Here is a 23,352-nt window from a genome sequence, read left to right as displayed (position 1 = left end):
GTTTCTGCGATCGCTTAATATAAAAATACCCGTCACGCCTCCCCACAAGGTGAAAAGCTATGTCAGAAACTACCCTAGCTGCACCAGATATTCAACTCCCACCCACCCAAGCAGAATTACCAGACGATGACGGTATTCCGATGGAAAGCGCACGACACAAAGCCCAGATGGATTTGCTGATAGATGCTTTGATACCTTGGTTGTCAGAACGAGAGGATGGGTTTATCGGCGGTAATATGTTCGTTTACTACAGTCTGGCTCAGGTGCGAAACAAAGACTTTAAAGGGCCAGACTTTTTTGCTGTGTTGGGAGTCCCGAAAGGAGAACGTCGCAGTTGGGTGGTTTGGGAAGAGGGGAAAACACCAGATATAGTTATTGAATTGCTTTCGGACAGCACAGCCCAAGCAGATAAAAATCAGAAAAAGCTGATTTATCAAAATCAAATGCGTGTGCCAGAATATTTCTGGTATGACCCTTTTAACCCTAATGATTTGGCTGGTTTCTCTATTGAAAAAGGAGCTTATCAACCTATTGTAGTGAACGCTCAAAATCAGTTAGTGAGTCAATCTTTAGGATTAGGATTGCAGTTGTGGCAGGGAAGTTATAAAGGTATTGATGCTACTTGGTTACGCTGGGCAAATGTGGCAGGAGAATTGCTGCCAACCCCTGAAGAAAAGGAACGTCAAAGGGCAGACAAGGCAGAATCGCAGTTATTACAAACTGCACGCAACTTACTTGAGTCTGGGATGACAGTAGAACAGGTAGCTAGGTTAACAGGTTTGAATGTATCTGAGATAGAAACGTAGAACTCAGAAGATTTGATCGTGAATGCGTTCTTTTCTCAACTCATCTATAAAGGTATTAATATCAAAATTTTCTGGTAATTCTGCCTCTACAACTAAAATCCCTTCTTTTCGATAAATATTTGGTTGGTTAAGAGCCAGTACATTGGTCATCTCAGAGTTTTGTTGAGTATGTTCTTCAGTGACTTGCTGACTCAGCGTGTCAATTTTTTCTGCAATAGCTTGCAAAACAAACTGCTCAGTCGAAATTTCCTGATTGCTTGCCCATTTTTCAATCTTTTGTTGGAGTTGGAGAGGAAAGTTCATAGACGTAAATATAATTAATACTCCAATTGTAAAAGGCGATCGCCTACGACGGGCTACGCTTAAGTATTTGTGTTGATGAGAGAAAAGCGATGTCTGACAACAAGCTGTTTCTCTACGAGATACTTTGCAGGAATAGGCATCTACGCGGATAATCAGGTCATCGCCACAAGATTGGATAATTTATTTGTTAAAAGTCCCTTGTTCTGGTGCTTTCTCAATAGCAGCTACAGTCTGGTGAGACTGTTTTTTGAGCGGGACGAGAAACTTACCAGTCTTATTCCATAAAGCTTCACCTACCTTTTCGCCCGTTTTTTCTGAAGCTTTAGTGGCTATTATAGTGCCAACAGCGATCGCCGCAGTTTCAAGTATCATCATCCTGCCTTGACTATGTGTATTTTATTTACTTATTAACACACCGCTTTTGTTCTAAATTCCGCAACTAAGTTAAAAAACCTAGATTTAACTCAGTGTTACAGATTTTGCAGAGTTCAGCATTACTTGCTCAATTAATTGCGTGTGATATCTAGGCTTTTTGAATTGAAACCAGTTGCCGTTACTAAACATCGCCACTAACATCGTGCTTTAAGTTACTAAAATAACGAGTTTAGTTATCACCACTACGATTTTTGTTACAAACATCATTATTTTCGTTATAACGCTACGATTTTGTTAGTAAAATAACGAGTTTAGTTACCACCACTACGATTTTCGTTACAAACATCATTATTTTGGTTGATATTGCTGGGTCTATCGTTACATTTAATACTTTTCAAATTCAGCGACGTTGAAATTTCACTTAGTTTGAAAGATATTTTGTACCATTTTTTTGTCTGCATTCGCCGCCGCCTTATCCAACTCTGCAATCTCACCAGCATCTAATTGCCAACCCAACGCCCCAAGATTCTCTTTCGCTTGCTCTACGCTCTTTGCTCCAGGGATGGGAATAGTTCCTTTACAGATGCACCAATTAATTGCTACCTGTGACATAGTTTTGTTTCTGAACTGTGCCACCTCTCGCAAACATTCTAAAAGCGATTTACCAGTAGAAGCCGTTTTGCCTCTACGCATTCCTGATAATATTTGCTTAAATAACAGACCTCGAATGCCTTTAGGCAAAGGGCCTTGCTCTGAGTATTTTCCTGTCAGTAGTCCCAAAGCTAGAGGGCTGTAGGCAATCAATTTAATGTCTAACTCATCACAAAGGTCTTTAAGGTTCAGTTGGGTGACAGGATATGTAGACAACAGAGAGTATTGAACTTGCAAAGTTGTAATCGGAACGCCTCGTTCGGCAAATTTTTTCTGCACTCGCATCAGCCGTTTCGGCCCATAATTGGATAATCCCACGCCCTTAACCAGTCTTTGCTCATACAAATCGGCAAGACCATCTAAAAGTCCTTCTTCTTGCCAAGGAGCATAGTTTGCTGTTGACCAATGCATCTGTACCAAATCAACATTTCTTCCCAGGCGTTGAGCAGATGACTGACAAGCCCTTACCATTGATTGACGCGTCCATCTCCACGGGTAAGCAGCAAGCTTAGTCGCAATACAAATATTTTCTTTGCCTGAACCTACATATTCTCGGTTGAATTGTCCCAGAAGCAACTCACTGCGACCATTCAATCTCCCCGTTCCGTAAGAATCACCTGTATCAAATAAAGTTACACCGTTGCTTACACAAAGGTTAAAGACGGCTTGCAACTGCTCATCCATACTTTCGTCATATCCCCAAAGCAGTTGGTTGCCCCAAGCCCAAGTGCCGCAGCCCATGCTTGGGAGTGAGAGTTTTTGGAGAGTCTGCATTCTTTACTGTTTGTAGATTGCCTTATTAATTATCAGGCATATATAGCAGTCCGAAATCATTCGTGAAAATTTGAGATAGTTATAACCACCCTGTAGTCTTGATTCATTAATTTCAACTTGACAGACTACTATTAGGAAATATGGTCGGATTTGCCAAGAGCCAAGCTTTTTCAGTCCAAGCGTTATTTAATAACCCGACATCTGACACTTGTAATTCAAATGAATGGGGTGGTGATTCTAGCAACAGGGGCGAACCTTTATCCTGGGCTTCAACTAAGTTAAGTATCCAGGGAAGAAAGTCTAAGATTTCTTTTGGTAGTACAGTTAACTCGAAATCCCACATCAAATTCATACCTCGGCAGACTTGTCCTTTTCTGGTCACTGTGACTCTACCAGCACTCTTGTTAATAGCCAGTCGCAGAATGAATGGGCGGAATGGGACAAATTCATCGGGTGCTGTATAAGCGTATACATTTATATAGTTGAGTCTCTGCCTACGATCCATCCAAGATGCGATCGGTGAATTACTACTATAAGATGTACCAGTTATAAGTACCGGCATACTCATCGCAGCAGCAAAGTTAGAGTAGAACTTATGCCTTAGTTCGTTAACAATATGTTTAGCTTCTGGGGTCATTGTTGCTACACCGATTACAAAAACGATACCTGCGGTAAGCTACCCTAACGCATGGCTTCATAAGAATTATTTCCTAAAACCTCCTGCATCACTTCTCTACGAGAGGCTGCACAACTCTTGGAGACGCTGCGCGTAGCTTGCTTCCCCGGAGGGGTACGACTACGCTCTGTTACCACGCCAACGACTACGCTCAGGACAAGCTCAGTGACCACCTGCTCTCTGACTTGAAAGTGCTGAGTGCTGTTAGCGGATAGCTAAGGTTTAGCCCGTGCTGAGTGCTAAGTCAAAATACCAGTCCCAAAAAGCAAAAAAGGCAGACTCCTTGTCTGCCCTTTAGACCTGAGAGTTAAATTTTTGGCTTTAGACCTTAATAGCGGCCACCACCACCGCCACCGCCACCATAGCCTCCTCGTCTACCACCAGAGGAACCGCCATCTGTTTTGGGCTTGGCTTTATTAACTTTTAAGCTTCGACCCATCCATTCAGCGTTATCAAGGGCATCAATCGCCGCTTGTTCTTGTGCGTCTGATTCTAATTCCACAAAGCCGAAACCTCTCATCCGACCTGTTTCTCGGTCGATAGGCAATTGAACATTTTTTACAGTTCCATATTCTGCAAAGACTTGCCGGAGGTCATCTTCTTTAACCTCATAAGATAGATTACCGACGTAAATTGACATAGAATGTCTCCAGAATCAAAGGGTGTAGAGATTTAGATCCGGAGAGGTCTGTAATACAAGTATACATAAAAACAAACTGTACAGCCGAATTTCATCTTCCACGCATACTTTAACATAAATGGAGAAGTTATGTTCGTAAGTAACACTATACTTAATCTGTCGATCTAAGTACTCAGATAGTTGGCAAAACTAGTTTTAAATCAACCTACCAGCGATCGCATGAAATTTGCAGCGATCGAAAAATTTTCATCACTGAACTTAATTTATCTGCAAAGAATATTAATTGGTAATTTTTAGATTTTATTCAATCAAAATTTTGAGAGAGAAGAAACCAATAAAACCAGTGCGATCGCTTGTAACGTAAAATTAGTTTCCATCCAGCATTTGCTAACAGCTTGACGCCCATGTTTTGCGACTACCTCATCCAAATCCTGACTGCCCGTGTGTATGATGTTGCCCAGGAAACACCACTGGAGTATGCTCCAAATTTGTCTGCGCGGCTGAATAATCAACTCCTGTTGAAACGCGAGGATATGCAGTCAGTATTTTCATTTAAACTGCGGGGTGCTTATAACAAGATGGTGCAACTGCCCCCAGATATATTGGCCCAGGGTGTAATTGCCGCGTCTGCGGGGAACCATGCTCAGGGAGTCGCCCTTGCAGCCAATCGTTTGGGAACCAGAGCGATTATCGTCATGCCAGTAACCACACCCCAAGTCAAGGTAGATGCGGTGAGAATGAGGGGCGGAGCAGTAGTGTTACATGGAAACACTTATGACGATGCTTATAGCTATGCCCGTGAATTAGAAATAGAAAAAGGATTGACTTTTATTCATCCCTTTGACGATCCCCATGTAATTGCTGGACAAGGAACAATTGGGATGGAAATTTTACGGCAATATCAGCAACCCATCCATGCGATTTTTGTGGCAATTGGCGGCGGCGGATTAATTTCTGGGATTGGGGCTTATGTAAAACGATTGCGTCCCGAAATCAAGATTATTGGTGTTGAACCAGTTGATGCTGATGCCATGTCTCAATCGCTCAAAGCCGGACATCGGGTGCGCTTGTCTCAAGTGGGGTTATTTGCTGATGGCGTAGCGGTGCGGGAAGTAGGTGAAGAAACCTTCCGTTTATGTCAACAGTATGTAGATGAAATTATTTTGGTGGGTACAGATGATACTTGCGCTGCAATTAAAGACGTGTTTGAGGATACGCGCTCCATTTTAGAACCAGCCGGTGCATTAGCGATCGCAGCTGCCAAAGCCTACGCCGAACGAGAACAAATCGAAGGACAAACCTTAATTGCTGTCGCCTGTGGTGCAAACATGAATTTCGATCGCCTCCGCTTTGTGGCAGAACGAGCAGAGTTCGGCGAACGCCGCGAAGCGATCTTTGCAGTCACAATTCCAGAGCAACGGGGAAGTATTCGCCAGTTTTGTGAATGTATTGGCAACCGTAATCTGACCGAGTTTAATTATCGTATTGCCGACGAAAAAACAGCCCATATTTTTGTCGGCGTGCAAATTCAAAACCGTGCCGATGCTGTCAAGATGGTAGAAACCTTTGAAGCTCATGGATTTGAAACCCTTGATTTAACCGACGATGAGCTAACTAAACTACATTTGCGGCACATGGTAGGTGGACACTCTCCCCTAGCTAACAATGAATTGCTGTACCGTTTTGAGTTTCCCGAACGTCCCGGCGCATTGATGAAGTTTGTTACTTCCATGAGTCCCGACTGGAATATTAGTCTTTTTCACTACCGCAACAACGGCTCAGACTACGGGCGAATCGTTGTTGGTATCCAGGTTCCCCCCCACGAGATGGAAGATTGGCAAGCTTTTCTCGACCATCTGGGCTATCGCTATTGGGATGAAAACAAGAATCCCGCATACAAGCTGTTTTTGGGATAGCAGGGGAGCAGGGGAGCAGGGGAGCAGGGGAGCAGCACTTCGGCTACGCTCAGTGACCAAGGAGAAGTTGCAGTAAGTTTTTCCCCTCTGCCCCTCTGCCCCTCTGCCTCTTCCCAATACCCAACCTAACGAGAACTCCCCTTCAATATCAGATTTGAGTCCCAAGTATAGAAGCCAATTTGATTAGGAACCCTAGCGAATCTACCTGTGCGATAGCCTCTAGATAGTTCATTCAGCACCTTATTTTTGATCTCTCTAATTTGCTGAGAATCTAGTTCTCCATAAATTCCGGCGATGACTTCAGCCACGCTGAAAACTTTACCTGGATTTTGTTTTAACAGAGAGGTGAGGGCATCAATTAAGAATTGACCCTCAAAGGCTTTGAGCATTGGTACTGTTTTTGTCGGAGGAACGAAAGGCTTCTTATTTTTGTTCTTGATATTCCTAGAAGCACCATTGCGATTACTTGGGGCTACTAAACTTAAATCCAGGGTATAACAACCTGGCTCATCGGGAATAGTTACCCAGTAATTCCTTTCTCTGCCTTGGGTGAGGGAAGATTGCACTCTACCTTTAACTACTTTGAATAGATTGGAATCTAACTCTCCATAAAGCGATCGCACGATAAAATCTATATGACAAACAGTACCTATCTGTTCTTGCAATAGCTGTTTTATAGCTTCCATTCGCGAGATAGCGTGCTGATACTGAGGTAGCATCGGGATTTCCACTACCTTTGTTGAACTATCGTTGTTCTCTAGGACGATCTTTGGATCTGTTGATGTCGTTTGAGATTGACTCTCTTTTGTATCAACAGCAGCAGAAAAAGAATTATTTATCTCAACTCGATCTGAGTCTTCTTGTTCTGACTCTAAAGATTCCACCAAGTTGATTTCGCCGATGTCATCAAGGGGTGATAAAAACCGCAGAGAACTTTCCCCAGAAAGATTTGAGGTTTCATCAGTCGACGTTAATCTTGATATCTGCTTGTTGTTATCAGAAAAAGACCAGTTAGACAACAATGCTTCTACATGATCGAGCTGCGATCGCGCCTGCACAAAGAGGCGTTCATACTCTTCTGTCAGGCGAGCATAATAGTCTCGTAATTCCAACAGTGGTGAGAGAAAGGTGCCCGGAGGCGGTTCTAATTGTCCATTTTGAGTCATAGGGCTTTAATCAATTTAAATCGATGTCACTTTTATAAGACATTGCTCTGGGTTTTGCCTTGTGAGATGCTGGCTGGGATTTCTTAGGCGGTTGGGGAGGGCGACATCTCTCACAATATAAAGGTCGAGGACCGAAAGTCTCGCGTTTTGTCAGATCGTTACACTCTTTACAGACAAACTGGAAAACACGAGTATGAATCTGTCTTTTGTGCGCCCTGACAGTATATTCCCTAACATCAATGAATTTACTTGCCATAATCAGGAATTGTGAATTGCCGACGTTATCAATGTCCTATCAATATAGCTATTCAAGCAAATCAAACCGCATCAGTGTGTGTTTATGTAGAAGTTTTATTCAAATCAGTGAATTTGACATCTAGACATAAAGTGCAGATGAGCAATTTGAGAGTTAGCCGTTGACTATATCTCTCAGCATATAATTGGTGATGAGCAAACACTACTATCATTTTTTCGGGGCAGCGATTTTCATTGCCCGGATTAGAAAAATGGGTAGAGAAAGTCCAGGATTATTTTCTTCCAGTACTATTGATTGGCAAATCAAGCGATCGCCAGCCTATATAATTGCCCATCATCAAATTACCGCACTCCTAACCCCTCTTCCTCATACTAGATGGGTAATGCTTAATGAAGCCATTTCTATCTAAAGAACAACCGCCTCCTAAAAACAGGAGGCGGCGATCATTGTTAATCAAAGTATGATTCCAATAAGTTTGATCCCTCTACTAGTAGTATGTCAAGTCAACTTCACGGGGTCAATAAGTTTGTAGTCAGAACTTTAGTCCTTTATTAAGCGCTTAAGCGCTTATTCTTAACCCATGAATTTCAACTTGACAGACTACTGCTGACTGGGAGTAGCAGGTTGTGATTGAGGTTGTTGGCGTAAACGACGCAAAGAGTCTCGCAATTTACTCTGGCTAGCGTTATCTCTTCGCCGCCGCCGATTTGTGGTTACTTGTGGTTTTTGTGATGAATCGGTAGTCGTTTGCTCGCGCTGGATGCGGCGTAGGGACTCTCTTGCAGTTCCTTGAGTACGAGTTGTTCTAGCTTCAGATGATGAGTTTCTCGCAGGACTTTCTGCTCTTTGAGGTTCCAGTCGCCGACTAAATCCAGATATGGCTGGTCTTGATGGGGGTGCCAACTCTCTGCGCCTACGTCTTGGAGTTTCCTGTGTAGAGTTAGCAGCCGTTGTTTGCTGGTTTCTTTCTCTCTCTTGTGCTTGTCTTTGTGTTTTCCGTTCTTGAACTTGGCGCGATCGCCGTGAACCTTTGATGGCATATTCAGTGGCTATAGATACCCCTTGTCTACCACCTTCTGCGGGTTTTAATTTCCACTCACGCGCTTGTCTTGCGGTTTCTGCATCCAAGTCGCGGTTTCCACTGGAGCGAGCAATTCGCACATTGGTAACATTACCTTGTGCGTCAGTATCTACAGCTACTTCTACTCTGCCTTCAACTCCTCGCCGTCTTGCTGCTTCTGGATACTTGGCATTACATTCGCGGCAAGCAGCACGACCATTACCTGGACTGTTAATTTTTGGAGGTGTAGGCGCTGTTGCTACTGTGGGACGGTTTCCTGTTCCACTACCAATTCCACTGCCAGTACCGCTACCAATCCCACTGCCAGTGCCGCTACCAATTCCACTGCCAGTGCCACTACCAATGCCGCTACCAGTGCCAGTACCAGTTCCACTACCAATTCCACTGCCAGTGCCACTACCAATACCGCTACCAGTGCCAGTACCAGTTCCACTACCAATACCACCACCAGTGCCAGTGCCAGTTCCTCCACCAGGACCAGTACCACTGCTTGTACCTACAGCAATACCACTACCTGAGCCTAAACCAACACCAGAGCCACCGCCGCCACCGCCACCGCCACCGCCACCCGCTGAACTTGCTTTGGAATCTTCAGACGGAGCTGATTGGGGAACGGATGCAGATTTCACAGGTACTTCTGGTACCGATCGTGGAATAGGTGCAGATTTCACAGCAACTTCTGGCTTGATAGGAATTGCTTTTGGCGGCGTATTTATTGGCTGTGGCTTCTGAGGGACTGCTGTAATCTGTTCAAATTTTTCTACTGGTGGGGTTTGTATAGGCTGTTTTTGAACAATCTCTGGTTCTTTTTTTATTTCTTCTGGAATCTCTGCAATTGGTTTTTCTGGTTCCGCAGTCGGAGAATCCACAAGCGCCAACTCTATTGGTTCTTCTTCTCCTGTGGGCACTCTCGTCAAATAATTACTTATGCCAGAAGACAGTACGCCGATATGCAGCGCCAGTGAACCTATTAGACTGTAAGTCAGAAAAGACTTGAGAGCCTCAACTTCTTTGGAACGTTGCTCGACAGTAGTGCCGGAAAAGCTCATAGCTATTGCTACCTATTCTCACTAATTTAGCTATCTTAGAATGCTAGGTTACAAATATCAAGTAAACAATTCAAATTATTTGGGATAGCTTTACGGAACCCCCGGACTAAGATAAACATCTTTTTAAACCACCAATATCATGGTTTTTGAACAAAATGAACTTTTATTGCAATTAAATTAATTTAATTTATGTAAAACAAACGAACGAGTAAATAAAAATCATGACCGTTTCATTTGAAAAATTTCTCATTATATCTTATATTTTGTTGAGAATAAGTTTCAGCTTTTCTCTAGATTCTGGTAGTCTAATTTTGTATTGTGGATGACGTTATAGAGGCACTACATGGGAATTCAAAATTTGTTTGCAGCAGGCGGTGTGGTCATGTGGCCCCTGTTGGCGTTTTCAGTATTGGGTGTGGCACTGATCTTCGAGCGGATCAGGTTTTGGGTACGGATTAATAAGCGTCAAAACCGGGTGGTGCGAGATGTTTTGAATCTCTACCGTCTCGATAATATTGTCGGTGCAATGGATAAACTTCAGAAAAACGCAGATTTGCCACTCGCTCGGATTTTTCTGGCGGCTCTAGAATTAGAAGAGCCAAATCCAGAGGAATTTCGTTTGGCTTTAGAAAGTGAATCGCAAGCTGAGATACCTGTACTCAAACGTTTTCAAAACATTTTCGAGACAATTATTAGTCTGGCACCACTGTTAGGTCTTCTTGGCACGGTATTAGGATTGATAGCTTCTTTTGCTTCCCTAAATCTTGGTGATGTGGGAGGTAGTAAAACCGCAAGTGTTACGGCTGGGATTAGTGAAGCCCTTGTATCAACTGCATCAGGATTGATCGTTGCTATATTCATACTCATGTTTGCCAATACCTTCCGGGGATTGTACCAACGGCAAATTGCACTAATTCAGGAGTATGGGGGACAGCTAGAATTACTTTACCGCCGTCGCTATGAACGAGGAGAAAAAACCTATGCGTCTACCAGATGAACCAGAGCTTCCGCTCCAGATCAACATCGTGCCGATGATTGACGTGATTTTTGCAATTTTGACATTTTTCATTATGTCAACTCTGTTTTTAACACGTTCGGAAGGTTTGCCAGTAAATTTACCGAAGGCCGCCACAGCTAAACAACAGCAAGTTCCCACTAGAATTACCATTACGGTAGATGAAAAAGAACAGGTAAGCCTGAACCGTAAACCAATTGCAGTTGATGATTTAACAGCGCAAGTGCGAACCTTAGTTGGTTCTAACCCGGAAGTATTAGTGATTATTAATGCTGATGAAAAAGTTGATTATGGCCGGGTGGTGGCGGTGATGGATCGGGTACGTCAGGTTCCGGGAGCTAAATTAGCGATCGCTACCCAAAGAGAATAAAAAGATATATTGGGCATCAGAAGTTCAGAGAGTCAGGAAAATTCTATATTCTGACTCCTAACTCCTTCTTGTCTAATAGACATCTCCAGCAATTTATTATGCATTGCCCAAAATCCTTGTTATACACAATTCATTAATTTTGCCTACCTGATTTTCACCAGATGTTTAATTCTAACGGCAGTAACTTTTATTGGTCTAGGTTTTGCCAAGGTTAAGTTTCAGGCGAATGGTTCCATTCTAGTATCTACAATCACGACATAATCCAAACTGACTTGATAAATTGCTAATTACACGAACAAAATAGGCATAGCAAATTTATACAAGCAGGTAGATTATCTGATGACTATTCCAGAGTCAATTAAAAAATTCATTACATGGATACAAGGTTTCGATCGTCATGTTTTACGAAATGAAGATGATGTAAAAGAAAAGTTAATTTTGCCAATGTTTCACTATCTCTGCTATCCAAAGATATGTCATCGTGAATACTCTTTGAAAACATATCAATCAGAAACACACACCAAAAATCTAAAAATTGCTCAGATTTATTTTGCCACAGATGATGTTAAGAAACAAAATACAGATACATCACTGATTTTTGTAGAAGCGATAGAACCGCATAAAACTAAGTTAAATAAAGCTATTGAACAAGCTAAATTTTATAGTAACTATTTTAATACACTATTTTTTATAGTCACTAATGGATATGAAATTAAGGTTTTTCAGCGCCTAGATTATAATCGAGAAGAATTAGTATTCGATCTAAATATAGATGCCTTTAAAAATAACGATATCGCCTCAAAGTTTTATAATAAGCTCAATTTTGATATAGTTAAAAATATCGATAAAAATGCAGCCGATATTTTGACATATCCTAAATGTAACTTAATAGAAAAATTAATTAGACGCCATCCAGATTTACAGTATTTTTTAGAAAAATATGATTTTGAGCCTTCTATAACACTAGAAGGCTGCCACTTAGTTGTTGTTAAACCAAAAGTAGCGATCGCCTGTAATTTGCCCAAAACTTTTGGAGAAGGTAATTGTCAAATAGAATTCAGTAGTATTCTTTTTAAAGGTTTAAAAATTCACTTAAATCATCAAGATATTTTAGGTCAATTAATGACTGGATTGCACACTCAACCAAGTTGGGGTTGTCGTCGTTTTTTAAAACAGATAGATAAAGATAGTTTTACAGTAAATTTGGGTCAAATAACAGTTATTTTATCACAGCTAGAAGTAATAGACTTGTGTTTGTGTATTGATGAAGTTTGCGAAAAATATAAAAACTCAATAATTGAATTTGAAAATGCTTTAGAAACATGGAATTTTGAATTTGTAAACTTTTCAGAAGTTCGTGGTTTTATACTTTTTTCTGTTAAGCAAGAATTATGGGAGTTAATGCAGCAGTTTGTTAAAGAATTTGATTATAAGAAAGGCAAGTCAGAATGGCATCTATTTCATAGAGAAAATATATCAATTCGAGTGAGTCGAGGAATTCGCGATCATGTATTTTTCTTCCCCAAATTTGACAGAAATTTATCTTTATTACCTAGCAATCAAGTTAATGTAATCTACGAACTAAATGATATCAATTTACAATCTATTGAAGCAGCTCAATTTGGCTTGTGGCAGCAAGATATTGGAGTACGAGGAACTTGGACAGCTAGATATACCAAACAGTGGTTATTAGATAAATATATTCCCAAAGTTATTAATTATTACTCAAAAAAATCTCAATTATCTGAATCTGAATTGCTAGCAAAAATAAAAAATTACAGAAATGAACGTGCGCTGATTAAAGAAATTGATAATATTAAAGATTTAGTATCTTATCTTCGTGACATCCAATCTTGGCTACATATCTATGTGGAAAATATTGCAGCTTCGCTATTGAAGCCATATTACCAAGCCTATACAAATTTAGTGCGTAACACAGATTCTTCCATAACAGGCATAGACTATATTTTCGGAAATTTGCGGAGAGTAGAGTGGAAAAATACCCCAGAAGAAAATTATAGCAATTCCACAGACTGGAAAAACTTGACTTTTAAATATGTTATAGATTGCTTAGATGAGCAAGTAGTAAGAATAAATAATAGTGAATACGAGAATAGTTTTAAGGCAGATTTAATAACTCGGATATTTATTTGGATTATAGAAAATGGTAGAATATCTTTTTCACAAGCTCAGTTAAGTGCTGCTAAACAAGCTTTAATCCCACTTTGGGAACAAAGTCGTTTTGAAATGCGCTATATCTATCCTAATCAATAAAATTACATAATTTGCTGTAAATCCAACACAAATCCAGGCAGTACATTTTCTCCAGATAAACTAGCAGGATTGTCTAATATTTCTACATCTTTACCTGGACAATAAATTTCCACTCGCTTGTTTTTCCGGTCAATTAACCAGCCTAATTGAGTGCCATTTTCGATGTACTCCTGCATTTTCTCTTGCAATTCTTTCAAGGAATCAATACGAGAACGCAACTCTACTACAAAATCAGGACAAATGGGGGCAAATTTTTCTTGCTGTTCTGGAGTTAAAGCATTCCAACGCTCAATTTTCACCCAAGAAGCATCAGGAGAACGTTCTGCACCATTAGGTAGCGTGAAACCAGTTGAAGAGTCAAAACCTTTGCCTAATTTAGTTTGTTTATTCCAGATTCCTAATTCAACAACCATATCAAAGTTACGGTTGCCAGTATCACTACCTGTAGGTGGCATAATTAATAATTCCCCTGATGCTGTACGCTCAAATCGATAATCGCGGTTTTTCTGACACATTTGGAAAAATTGATCATCAGTTAAGTCGATTTTCAGTTTGAGGATTGAAGGTAAGGCAACTGTAGTAGCGTTCATAGACTTATCACGACATCTTACTTTCTAGTTTAGTGGTGTGGTAAATTTTATTTCGTTCTCAGTGCTTCTTAATCAAGAAAGCTACATAATCTGCTGTAAATTTAATACGAATCCAGGTAGGACATTTTCTCCAGATAAACTAGTAGGATTGTCTAATATTTCTACATCTTTACCTGGACGATAAATTTCCACTCGCTTGTTTTTCCGGTCAATTAACCAGCCTAATTGAGTGCCATTTTCGATATACTCCTGCATTTTCTCTTGCAATTCTTTCAAGGAATCAGTATGAGAACGCAACTCTACTACAAAATCAGGACAAATCGGGGCAAATTTTTCTTGTTGTTCTGGGGTTAAAGCATTCCATCGCTCAATTTTCACCCAAGAAGCGTCAGGAGAACGTTCTGCACCATTAGGTAAGGTGAAGCCAGTTGAAGAGTCAAAAACTTCGCCTAAATTAGTCTCAGAGTTCCAAATATCTAATTGAGTGGTGATTTTAACATTACGTCTGCCAGTGTCACTACCTGTAGGTGGCATAATTAATATTTCCCCTGATGCTGTGCGCTCAAATCTATAATTACTATTTTTCTGACACATTTGGAAAAATTGCTCATCAGTCAAGTCAATTTTCAATTTGAGTGTAGAAGGGAAAGTGGTTGTTGTGGCGTTCATAGCTTATTGTGAGCATCTTAGTTTCTAGTGTAGTGCTGTGTGTGGTGCGATCGCATGATGAGATAATGGAGTGCGATCGCACTTTACCTATTAAATAAATTTGTCTACCCATTTGGTGTAGCTTTACCTGGATAGATTTGCTTAGAACCCTTGGGAATAAAAATCCAGCCAAGGTCTTGTAAGCGGTTAGTTAAATTAGATATTGTTACACCAAGCTCTTCTTTCATTGCATAAAGATGTTTCCAATTAGTTAAATTACGTCCTCTTTGTTTAGCTTCCAAAATTTCTCTAGGCATTAATAGACAGCTAGCAAAATACTGAGCTTGCCATTCAATTTTATCCAAATGGCTTTGAATTATATTTGGATTAGTTTTAGCCCCTGTAGTGCGACACAAATAAAGCTTTGTCGCATCTTTCATTCCTAGATTTAATTCTAGTTTCTCTGTCAGTTCATCAGCTTCATTTTGATTGACATGAAGTATCCAGTGTCCAATTTCATGAGCAATTGTAGATTGCTCAAATCCTCCAGTTAGCTCTGAAATACATTCATTGAGTACAATCTTTTTTTGCAATGGCAGAATCTTAGCTACTATTGACCCCTGCTCATCAGGAGGAATTCTTTCCCAACTCACCATAATTCCCAAAGCGTCAGCAGCACAACTAGCCTCAAAAGGCCACTTTGGGGGGAAATTTTCCAACTCCATAATTTTGAAAACTTCATAAGCTTTCTGCTCTATTTCTTCTTTAGAATAGAATTTATACCTGAAAAGGTTCATTATAACTCCTCACTTTCTTTACTCATAACCACCACCTTCTTTCCTGACATTCTGGTTCTAAGTTGCCTGGATAGATTTGCTTAGAACCTTTAGGAATATAAATCCAGCCAATATCTTGCAACCGATTGATGAGATTAGATATTGTTACACCAAGCTCTTCTTTTATTGCATAAAGATGTTTCCAATTAGTTAAATCACGCCCTTTACTTATTTCTTGCAGTACATGACGAGGCATTAGCAGACAGCTGGCAAAATACTGGGCTTGCCATTCAATTTTATCAAGCTGACTACTGGCAGTATACTTATCAAGTGGCTCACTAGCGCTACGACATAAGAATGAATAATTAGTTTCTTCAATGCCAGCATTTATATCTATTTGCTCAGATAAAATTTCACTTTTATTTTGGTTAACATGAAGTAACCAATGTCCTATTTCATGAGCAATTGTCGATTCTGTAAAAGCTCCTAGAACTTCTGGAATATCATCATTTATCAAAATTGTACGTTCTAAAGGTAAAATCATAGCTACGATCAATCCCCGATCATCGGGAGATATTTGTGCATAACAAATACTCAGATTCAAAAAGTCACATACCCTAGTAGTATCCATAGATAATTTAAGGGCATATTGAGATGAAATTTGCATACGACTTAGAAGATCATTCGCTATGTTTTCAATCTCATCTTTAGAATAAAAGCGATTTTGAAGCTTTGCTACCTTATCTCTGAGTTCAGCATTTTCTTTTTGTAGTCTTGCAATTTGCTCATCTCGTGCTTTTACCAATGAATCAAGACCCGGACTTTCGCGCACTCGACGGAATAAAGCAGGCATTTCTTTGTAGTTCGCCTTAACCAATTCTTCAAAAGCATCCGAGTCACGTTGAGTCATACGTCCAGCTAGGTAGATCAGCTCCTCTGCATTCAAACTGAGATGTTCTGCTAGCGAGCGGATCACCTTCTCGCTTGGTTCAACGTGGTCGTTTTCTAGTTTGGACAAATAGGTGTAGTCCACCCCTACCTTTACGGCTAGCTCACGCTGACTCAATCCCTTTTTTCTACGAGCTTGCCAAATACACCTGCCAAAACTCTGACTCTCTTGTTTATCCATAATCACATTCAACTGCCTAACCCATTTCCTGAAGCATAAATAATAATAAGCCTTCTATCGGTTTGAGTCATAGTAGGCTACAAGCCTTATTTTACAAAGCTTTTCAGGAGTCGCTGGGCTATAAGTTACCCAAAATTTTTAGCCTTTGAATCACTCATAGATAGATAATACCAGTGTTGAAAATAAAATTCAACATTTGTTTTGCATAAATTAAATAGTTGACAATAATCGTTCATGTTGAATAATATGTTTTAATACTGAACAACTTATATCTTGCCTTGTTGAAATTGTATGGCAATTCAGGCGGTTGTACTGATGTTCATTGAGTTATATTTCGTTACACAAGAGCAAAAACATGAATAAACAATCGTTGAACCCTGAACAATTGTCCTTTTCTGTTGGTAGACCTCTACCAGTTCTGCTTGAAGAAATTCAAAAAACAAGCCGCAATCCACAACTCAGAAAGGCTGCCGAACAGATGCTAGAAGGCTTGCATACCTTGGAAATGGCAACCGAGGTTGGTGTATATACAGCAATCTACGAAATCCTAACCAAGTAAAACTTTTTTCTCTGCTAAATTCTGGGGTTTGACATCAATGAGCCAAAATTGGCTACCATTTGCCAGTTACAACTTATGGTTGCAGTACTCTCCACCCATAGGGAAAGAACACTTACACTGTGACATGAAACGAGGTTTTACAAAAGCGCGATCGCGAGAACCTGCGGTTGCAGCAATCTTGGCAAGTGATAGCACTCCTGTGCGAATTGGATTACTAGCACAAAAGGGAGTTTATGAGTTTCATGAAAACTCCCCGATGTTACATCAGGAAGACGCTGTAGAAAAAATGATAGAGATTCTGGAATTGCGGAAAGAGTCAGATTTAGTTCAGCAGCAAGTACTTCAGATACTGACAAGCTACCAGCAAAATCCAATTCTTGCTGAGAAGAAAATTATTCAACTTAGCCGAGGTGATGAAGGTTTTCCAGAACCAATTCTGATTAAGCAGGGTAATCAATCTTTTAACTTCTTTGCTGCGATTGACTGCATTTTTGCCGAAGAAGACGATACTTTGCACATTTTAGATTTCAAAACTGGCCACTCTGATTTTGATCGGCGACAAGGGTATATTTATTTACTAGCTGCTAGTTACCGATACCCCCAGCAAAAAGCAGTAGCGTCTTTTTATAACTTAGAAAATGGTAACTGGTCAGAACCTATCAGTGCAACACCTAACACTCTTAAGGCTTTTCAGATAGAACTCGCTTTAATAGCTCAACGACATCAAGAAGATTTGAAGCGCTACCGTAAAAATTCTTCTGATTTCAGTCAAATATTTCCCCAAAATCCGGGTGTAAGTTGTCGCTACTGTTCGTTTAACTCAATCTGTGAATTTACTATATCAGAGGTTTCTACATGACTAATGCTGTACTTAAATCCCCCCTAAAAACTAATGTATACCCAATATTTTTGTCGGAAATATTTTTACTAAATATTCCTCAACCTAACTTAATCTGCTTTCGACTGACTCCCCGAGTCGATACTAAAATAGGTAATCGCTTCAGTTGGCGGTTTAGTCAGAAATTCCCTGATATTATAGTCATTTTTGCAGATGGGAATTTTTGGGTTTTAGCTAAACCCGATCAACCAATGCCAAATTTAGATGAATGGCGGAAAGCTTTAACAGAAATTCAAGACGACTTGAAAAAAGATATTGGCGATCGCACTTACTCAATTCAGTGGGTAAGCCAACCACAAATAACAGCTTCTATATTGGCTCAATTAGCTGTAAGGGTCTTGAAAGTTAGACGACCTTTTTCATCTGATACTGTTTGGTCTGAAAATAAGGTGGTAGTCAAACGTGAAGTAGATTTTTGGGCAGAAACGATAGAAATAAAAGATACTTTACATCCTGCGATCGCTTTTACAATTCACAGTTCTTTTGTTTTCAAAGGTGATTTAGCTGAGTTTTACGAAAATCATCCCTATCGACAAGATCCAAATAAGCTTTTGATTGGCTTAAAGGTTAAAGATATTGAAAAAAAAAGCTCTGCTACAATTGTGGCTCTTGCAGGAACTTTTGGAGAGCGTAGAGAAGAGCTTTTTAAAAAAGCGACTGGAGCTATTAGTAAACAGAAACTTGAACCGGAAGCAGCACCAGATGAGCAACCTGTAGTAACTATTCAATTTGGTAAGGATAAACAACAATATCCTTATGCAATGGCTGCTTTAATTCCCTGTGTTACAGAAGAAACCGCTGACTTATTTGAAGTAAAGTATAGTGATTTACAAAAGCAAACTAAAATTCCTTATCAAGAACGGCAAAATCGTTTAGCTTCATCCAAAGAAGAAGCTACAAATGCTTTAGCTGTCTATGGTTTTCAGTTAGCAGCTAAATGTATTAACAACGGGAAGTATCCAGAATTGTTCTTAGTACCTACCTTCAAACTTGAAGAAACATTACTTAAATTTGGCAAGAATGTGACCCGAAAGCGAAATGAGGTTTTAAAGGGACTATCTACAGGTGGCGTTTATCGCCGTCACCAAGATTATCAAGATACTTCCAGAAAAATTCGCATTGCAGCACTTAAAATAGGCGATTTTAAAGTTGATATATCTTTTCTTAAGCAAATTCGACAACGCTTAAAAGACTATGACTTTGAAAGCCTTGAGATTGATGAAGATAGAAGAAAAGCCGTTTCAATCAATGGTTTAAGCAGTGCTGAAGCCAGAGCTAAAGTGGAGAAAGCCCTTGATGATTTAATAGCTATCCCTACTGATATTGTTTTGACCTTTTTACCACAGAGCGATCGCCATACTGATAATAGTGATGATGGGAGCTTATATACTTTTGTTTCTTCAAGGGTACTCCGACGTAGTAACCCTGAGATAGTAAGCCAAGTAATCTATGAAGATACTTTGAAAAATCCTAGCAATTATAAAAACATCCTCAATCAAGTAATAGTAGGAATTTTAGCAAAGTTGGGAAATTCGCCTTTTATTCTAGCTGAACCTTTAGGGATTTCTGATTATTTTATCGGCTTGGATATTTCCAGAAAACCCAAAAAGAAAACCGTCGGTAGCAGAAATGTGTGTGCAAGTGTTCGTTTGTACGGTAAACAAGGGGATTTTATTCGTTATAGGTTAGAAGATGTTTCAACAGAAGGTGAAGAAATTGATAAACAAACATTAGAAAGGTTTCTCCCATCTGCTGATATCAGCGAAAAAACTGTACTAATTTACCGTGACGGACGCTTTTGTGGTGATGAAGTTGAATATTTGCAGGAAAGAGCTAAAGCAATTAATTCTAAATTTATTCTTGTAGAGTGTATTAAGTCTGGTATTCCCAGATTATATAACTATTATCAGTCAGTTGTGAAAGCACCCACACAAGGGTTAGCACTTCGTTTGTCCTCTCGTGAAGTGATTTTGGTAACTACTAAACTACCCTCTGAGAATATGGGCTTACCTTATCCTCTACGTTTGAGAGTACATGAGAAAGGACACCAAGCACCGATTGAGGATGTAATAGAAGCAACGCTAAAACTCACTTTGCTCCATCATGGAGCGTTGAAAGAGCCACGCTTACCCGTTCCACTGTATGGATCTGACCGTATAGCCTATAGGCGGTTACAAGGTATTGTCCCAAATTCGCTGAATGGCGATCGCCAGTTTTGGTTGTAGAATTAACATCAACGCTACAGACATTATGCATCCAATCAAAACCTGACTTTTTGCAGGTGCGATCGCAATGCAAACAACTTCTGGTTAAATTTTACTAATGCTCTATAAGCTTGATACTTTAAAGGGTAGAAAAATCTAGATGCTTTGGTTATCTCAATGGCTAGTGTTAGGAACTATATTTGTGAGCTTAACTTTTAGCACACTTTTATTTGCCAGTCAGTCTATGAACCAACAAGATATCCAGATATTAATAGAAAAAACTAAAGATGCATGGGTTGCTCAAGATGTCGATGCTCTTGCACAATTGTTTACAGTTGATGGAGAACTAATCGTGCCTGGTCAATGCTGGCGGGGGCAAGAAAGAATTCGAGAAGAACTTACCAATTTTAAACAACAGTATTCAGATGTCAAAATAGACATCCGGCGGATTATCATTGGAGAAAATCAGGCAGCAATAGAGTGGTACTACGAAGATACAGAAAAGGCGACAGGTCGTCGTAATAAAGCTGATGACGTAATTGTTGTAGATTTTAAGGATAGTCAAATTAGTCGTTGGCGTGAATATTTTGACACACAAACGCCAACTAACAGATAGTTACATTAGCCATGAAACTTAAATATCCCTAATTTATTTTGAATTAAGAATATTGGAGTATCAAAAATTAACTTGTAAAGTAAAAAACGCAAGACGCCTACCACCTCAGACCGCTCTGATGAAGAATTTAACCTTCCCTAAGTGATAATAAAGTGGAGGAAGCGACAAAAACTCCACACCGTCAAGGATTTTTATTGATTTACACTGTTCAAACATCTGCGATCGCTCTCCTTCGATGTTTGATATTGGGCCACAGCGGCATAACACCCATACAGTGCTGTCTGTTTTCATGAATCTAGAATAGCTAACAGTTGGGTGAAAATCTCTCTCTCTCAAGTATAAACACTACCTAGTCAAGAGATATAGCTATATTGTTTATACAAACTTGTCTAAAGTAAGATTTTAATTCTTTATAACTTTAGCTACTCATTTGACGCCGTTGGGACTGTGCTTGGTTAAACTGCTTTTGTTGTAGTGTTAATTGGCTGTAATCACTTGAAGATTGCATATCCCATTGTAATTCTGCTAGTAACAGTAAACTAACGGTCATAATTAGCCCCGTTGAGAGGAACTGCATGACACCGCAGTATGGCAAAACTAAAATTCCCAGCAAATGAATAAACCCCATCAGAATAAATGTGCGCGAACGCATTCCTATCCCGGTGCAAAAGTAGCCGATGGCACTTAATCCTAACCACAGTGGACACAAACGGATCAACACCTCTCCCCATCCCAAAAAAATGCTCAGATCGGTCAAGATCAAACCCATTAAGATTAAAATCGCCCAGCTATAAACAACCCAGCGTAACTGTTCTACAGTTGCCCAAAACCAAGTTAAACTTACCATGCCAACTGCACCGAATAAGGTAAGCACTGACCACAAAATTGCTTGGCTACTCCAGCTAATGGGTAGAAACTGGGCGGTTACAAAAATTCCAGATGAAATTAGTCCCCAGAGAATAAATGCTTGATCGACACAAGTATAAAACTTTGAAAAGAGGATGAAATTTCCAATTTGGTAGTTGAGACAGACTAGACCTTGAATATCTTGAAAATCTAGCTCTTGCTGTTTTTCACGCAGGAGCGGCTCAGAGGAATTGAAAAAAGTCATTGATAATCTATTACTCTTGGTAGATGAATAAATTATTACTCTATCCAAAGATATATTGTTATTTAAATATAAACAAGTAAAGACTAGTTGAGATGTTTTTGAGCGAGAAAGGTTCTGGAAGTCAATACTACTTGTTCTAATTTCGTATATTTTGAGACTTTGAAAACTAAAAGATCGCTGATAAAATCGGTTGTTTTCAATAGCGATCGCAACATCAAAATACTAAATAAAGCGCTATCAGTTTCTTTTGCTTAAGCGTGGCGATGTCTACGATGGGCTACGCCTACGCTCCTTGACTCATCCACGCTTAAGCAGCAACTAATACCAATTTGAACAATGATTGCGACAGATGGAAAACTGAAACACTTATCCAATGGATGTTTCACAATCCAAAATCTAAAATCTAAAATCCAAAATGGTATAATCTAGCCCTCTATTTACGTACTAGGTTCAGCAGTTCTTTTGGAGAAGCCAACAAGTCAATCGCTACAAAGAAGATTTTGCCTTGGGGATCTAGCAAAAAGCGCCATGCAATATTCATGCCCACGCTGGCACCGAACCAAGGGGTTTGGACTTTGCCTGTAACTTTAACTTGGGTATAGCCATCTTCCACAGGCTCAGATACACCGCGCTCTGGGAGCATCTTCAATCCCTGACATTCTTCACGCATATAAGCGCGAATTGCGTCTTGACCAACAATTGGTCTTTCAAAGGGAGGTTGCAAAGCACCTTCGGAACGAAACAGAGAAACGGCAGCATCAAAGTCATTGGCATTCATGTTGTTGATATAGCCAAGTACCGTAGGATTGTTGATGCCCTCAATGGTGACTTTAGTCCGAAATGCTGGTGCAGTGGGAGGAGCTACCGGCTCTGAAACTTTTTTGTAACTACCAGGAGCATTCGGATCGAATCCCATGCTAATTACGGTATTACGTAGGATGGTAATTTGTTGACCCGAATCTGCATTGCGGATGGCTTGTAACACATCGGCAGCTTTAGAAGAAAGCTTGTAACCTGGTGGGATTGGAGCAACGATTCCCTGAGCCATCCATTCTCCCAACTGATACCAAAAGCCTAACTTGATGTTCACCGTGAAGGATGCATAAGAACGGCACAGAGGAGTGTCAGCACGGTTAGCCAAATCGTACATCACTTGCGTTTGAGCCTCAAAAGGCATCTGCTTAATTTGTTCGAGTAAGCCTTGTGCAAGGATCATGTTTGCTGCCCCAGGAGCCGCAACTGTAATACTTCTACCCATCTCGGTATAAGCAAACCAAAGTAATGCTAGTTGATCTTCAGCATTGAGCTTAGAGAATGATTCGACGACGGTTGGAACAAGGTCAGCAACTAGGGTGCCGGGAAAAATACTTTGAGCCGACTGGATGGTGAAAGACATAGCAGAAGTTCCAAAAAGAAAATTACAGTTCTAGCGAATGTGAAAAATCAAATGTGCAAAGACCGATGAGAAA

The 23,352-nt window shown here is 40.1% G+C and carries 25 protein-coding genes; 10 read left to right on the top strand and 15 right to left on the bottom strand.

Annotated features, from left to right (window positions below; genetic code table 11):
* Nucleotides 1–59: 59 nt before the first annotated feature.
* Nucleotides 60–806 carry a Uma2 family endonuclease gene (locus AC1F2U_RS28420; protein ID WP_480264177.1) on the top strand — a complete coding sequence of 249 codons (747 nt, stop codon included), beginning with the start codon at nucleotides 60–62 and terminating at the stop codon, nucleotides 804–806.
* Between the two features lie 3 nt (nucleotides 807–809).
* Here the strand turns inward: AC1F2U_RS28420 and AC1F2U_RS28415 are convergent, their stop codons facing one another.
* The 6 genes from AC1F2U_RS28415 to AC1F2U_RS28390 form a co-directional block, all read right to left on the bottom strand.
* Entirely contained in the window at nucleotides 810–1,109 is a 300-nt protein-coding gene (locus tag AC1F2U_RS28415; protein WP_480264176.1) for a hypothetical protein, read from the bottom strand.
* Nucleotides 1,110–1,289: 180 nt separating this feature from the next.
* A complete protein-coding gene (locus AC1F2U_RS28410; protein WP_480264175.1) occupies nucleotides 1,290–1,484 on the bottom strand; it encodes a hypothetical protein in 195 nt (64 codons plus the stop codon).
* Between the two features lie 417 nt (nucleotides 1,485–1,901).
* Complete coding sequence (locus tag AC1F2U_RS28405) at nucleotides 1,902–2,909, bottom strand: aldo/keto reductase (protein ID WP_480264174.1); 1,008 nt, start codon at nucleotides 2,907–2,909, stop codon at nucleotides 1,902–1,904.
* A 112-nt stretch (nucleotides 2,910–3,021) separates the two neighbouring features.
* Nucleotides 3,022–3,546, bottom strand: a complete 525-nt coding sequence (locus tag AC1F2U_RS28400; RefSeq protein WP_480264173.1) for a hypothetical protein — start codon at nucleotides 3,544–3,546, stop codon at nucleotides 3,022–3,024.
* A gap of 44 nt (nucleotides 3,547–3,590) precedes the next feature.
* Nucleotides 3,591–3,758 (bottom strand): hypothetical protein, encoded by a 168-nt coding sequence (locus AC1F2U_RS28395; RefSeq protein WP_334837998.1) that lies wholly within the window; start codon nucleotides 3,756–3,758, stop codon nucleotides 3,591–3,593.
* Nucleotides 3,759–3,913: 155 nt separating this feature from the next.
* Nucleotides 3,914–4,225: an RNA recognition motif domain-containing protein gene (locus tag AC1F2U_RS28390; protein ID WP_480264172.1), complete on the bottom strand. Its 312-nt coding sequence runs from the start codon at nucleotides 4,223–4,225 to the stop codon at nucleotides 3,914–3,916.
* 404 nt (nucleotides 4,226–4,629) lie between these two features.
* On the opposite strand from AC1F2U_RS28390, the gene ilvA reads away from it, so the two are divergent.
* On the top strand, nucleotides 4,630–6,141 hold the full coding sequence (gene ilvA / locus AC1F2U_RS28385; RefSeq protein WP_480264171.1) for a threonine ammonia-lyase, biosynthetic: 1,512 nt from the start codon (nucleotides 4,630–4,632) through the stop codon (nucleotides 6,139–6,141).
* A gap of 125 nt (nucleotides 6,142–6,266) precedes the next feature.
* On the opposite strand, the gene AC1F2U_RS28380 is transcribed toward ilvA, so the two are convergent.
* Together AC1F2U_RS28380 and AC1F2U_RS28375 are read right to left on the bottom strand one after the other, a co-directional pair.
* Nucleotides 6,267–7,307, bottom strand: coding sequence for a hypothetical protein (locus AC1F2U_RS28380; RefSeq protein WP_480264170.1), 1,041 nt, complete (start codon nucleotides 7,305–7,307; stop codon nucleotides 6,267–6,269).
* A gap of 10 nt (nucleotides 7,308–7,317) precedes the next feature.
* Complete coding sequence (locus tag AC1F2U_RS28375; protein ID WP_099099597.1) at nucleotides 7,318–7,563, bottom strand: hypothetical protein; 246 nt, start codon at nucleotides 7,561–7,563, stop codon at nucleotides 7,318–7,320.
* 190 nt (nucleotides 7,564–7,753) lie between these two features.
* On the opposite strand from AC1F2U_RS28375, the gene AC1F2U_RS28370 reads away from it, so the two are divergent.
* Nucleotides 7,754–7,972, top strand: a complete 219-nt coding sequence (locus AC1F2U_RS28370; RefSeq protein WP_480264169.1) for a hypothetical protein — start codon at nucleotides 7,754–7,756, stop codon at nucleotides 7,970–7,972.
* A gap of 191 nt (nucleotides 7,973–8,163) precedes the next feature.
* Here the strand turns inward: AC1F2U_RS28370 and AC1F2U_RS28365 are convergent, their stop codons facing one another.
* Nucleotides 8,164–9,693 (bottom strand): energy transducer TonB, encoded by a 1,530-nt coding sequence (locus AC1F2U_RS28365; RefSeq protein ID WP_480264168.1) that lies wholly within the window; start codon nucleotides 9,691–9,693, stop codon nucleotides 8,164–8,166.
* A 343-nt stretch (nucleotides 9,694–10,036) separates the two neighbouring features.
* On the opposite strand from AC1F2U_RS28365, the gene AC1F2U_RS28360 reads away from it, so the two are divergent.
* The 3 genes from AC1F2U_RS28360 to AC1F2U_RS28350 all read left to right on the top strand — a co-directional run bounded on the left by AC1F2U_RS28360 (nucleotide 10,037) and on the right by AC1F2U_RS28350 (nucleotide 13,352).
* Nucleotides 10,037–10,690: a MotA/TolQ/ExbB proton channel family protein gene (locus AC1F2U_RS28360; protein ID WP_480264167.1), complete on the top strand. Its 654-nt coding sequence runs from the start codon at nucleotides 10,037–10,039 to the stop codon at nucleotides 10,688–10,690.
* A complete protein-coding gene (locus AC1F2U_RS28355) occupies nucleotides 10,674–11,078 on the top strand; it encodes an ExbD/TolR family protein (protein WP_480264166.1) in 405 nt (134 codons plus the stop codon). Before AC1F2U_RS28360 ends, AC1F2U_RS28355 begins: the two co-directional genes overlap by 17 nt.
* A 339-nt stretch (nucleotides 11,079–11,417) precedes the next feature.
* Complete coding sequence (locus tag AC1F2U_RS28350; RefSeq protein ID WP_480264165.1) at nucleotides 11,418–13,352, top strand: hypothetical protein; 1,935 nt, start codon at nucleotides 11,418–11,420, stop codon at nucleotides 13,350–13,352.
* A gap of 2 nt (nucleotides 13,353–13,354) precedes the next feature.
* Here the strand turns inward: AC1F2U_RS28350 and AC1F2U_RS28345 are convergent, their stop codons facing one another.
* The 4 genes from AC1F2U_RS28345 to AC1F2U_RS28330 form a co-directional block, all read right to left on the bottom strand.
* The gene (locus AC1F2U_RS28345; RefSeq protein ID WP_480264164.1) at nucleotides 13,355–13,942 is read right to left on the bottom strand and encodes a Uma2 family endonuclease; all 588 of its coding nucleotides are present in this window, start codon (nucleotides 13,940–13,942) and stop codon (nucleotides 13,355–13,357) included.
* 81 nt (nucleotides 13,943–14,023) lie between these two features.
* The gene (locus tag AC1F2U_RS28340) at nucleotides 14,024–14,611 is read right to left on the bottom strand and encodes a Uma2 family endonuclease (RefSeq protein ID WP_480264163.1); all 588 of its coding nucleotides are present in this window, start codon (nucleotides 14,609–14,611) and stop codon (nucleotides 14,024–14,026) included.
* A 104-nt stretch (nucleotides 14,612–14,715) separates the two neighbouring features.
* Nucleotides 14,716–15,387 (bottom strand): ImmA/IrrE family metallo-endopeptidase, encoded by a 672-nt coding sequence (locus tag AC1F2U_RS28335; protein ID WP_480264162.1) that lies wholly within the window; start codon nucleotides 15,385–15,387, stop codon nucleotides 14,716–14,718.
* A gap of 22 nt (nucleotides 15,388–15,409) precedes the next feature.
* Nucleotides 15,410–16,495, bottom strand: a complete 1,086-nt coding sequence (locus tag AC1F2U_RS28330) for a helix-turn-helix domain-containing protein (RefSeq protein WP_480264161.1) — start codon at nucleotides 16,493–16,495, stop codon at nucleotides 15,410–15,412.
* A gap of 355 nt (nucleotides 16,496–16,850) precedes the next feature.
* Between AC1F2U_RS28330 and AC1F2U_RS28325 the strand changes: the two genes are divergently transcribed.
* The 4 genes from AC1F2U_RS28325 (at nucleotide 16,851) to AC1F2U_RS28310 (ending at nucleotide 20,772) form a co-directional block, all read left to right on the top strand.
* Nucleotides 16,851–17,054 (top strand): hypothetical protein, encoded by a 204-nt coding sequence (locus tag AC1F2U_RS28325; RefSeq protein WP_480264160.1) that lies wholly within the window; start codon nucleotides 16,851–16,853, stop codon nucleotides 17,052–17,054.
* Between the two features lie 37 nt (nucleotides 17,055–17,091).
* On the top strand, nucleotides 17,092–17,913 hold the full coding sequence (locus tag AC1F2U_RS28320; protein WP_480264159.1) for a PD-(D/E)XK nuclease family protein: 822 nt from the start codon (nucleotides 17,092–17,094) through the stop codon (nucleotides 17,911–17,913).
* A complete protein-coding gene (locus AC1F2U_RS28315; protein WP_480264158.1) occupies nucleotides 17,910–20,177 on the top strand; it encodes a Piwi domain-containing protein in 2,268 nt (755 codons plus the stop codon). Before AC1F2U_RS28320 ends, AC1F2U_RS28315 begins: the two co-directional genes overlap by 4 nt.
* Before the next feature lie 139 nt (nucleotides 20,178–20,316).
* Nucleotides 20,317–20,772, top strand: coding sequence for a nuclear transport factor 2 family protein (locus AC1F2U_RS28310; protein ID WP_480264157.1), 456 nt, complete (start codon nucleotides 20,317–20,319; stop codon nucleotides 20,770–20,772).
* Between the two features lie 418 nt (nucleotides 20,773–21,190).
* Here the strand turns inward: AC1F2U_RS28310 and AC1F2U_RS28305 are convergent, their stop codons facing one another.
* On the bottom strand, nucleotides 21,191–21,883 hold the full coding sequence (locus AC1F2U_RS28305) for a hypothetical protein (RefSeq protein WP_480264156.1): 693 nt from the start codon (nucleotides 21,881–21,883) through the stop codon (nucleotides 21,191–21,193).
* A 433-nt stretch (nucleotides 21,884–22,316) separates the two neighbouring features.
* Nucleotides 22,317–23,279, bottom strand: coding sequence for an orange carotenoid protein N-terminal domain-containing protein (locus AC1F2U_RS28300; RefSeq protein WP_480264155.1), 963 nt, complete (start codon nucleotides 23,277–23,279; stop codon nucleotides 22,317–22,319).
* Between the last annotated feature and the right edge of the window lie 73 nt (nucleotides 23,280–23,352).

Source organism: Nostoc sp. LEGE 12454 (assembly GCF_056620565.1).
Note: the sequence above shows the minus strand (reverse complement) of the source record. Positions and strands in the feature narration are given on the sequence as shown.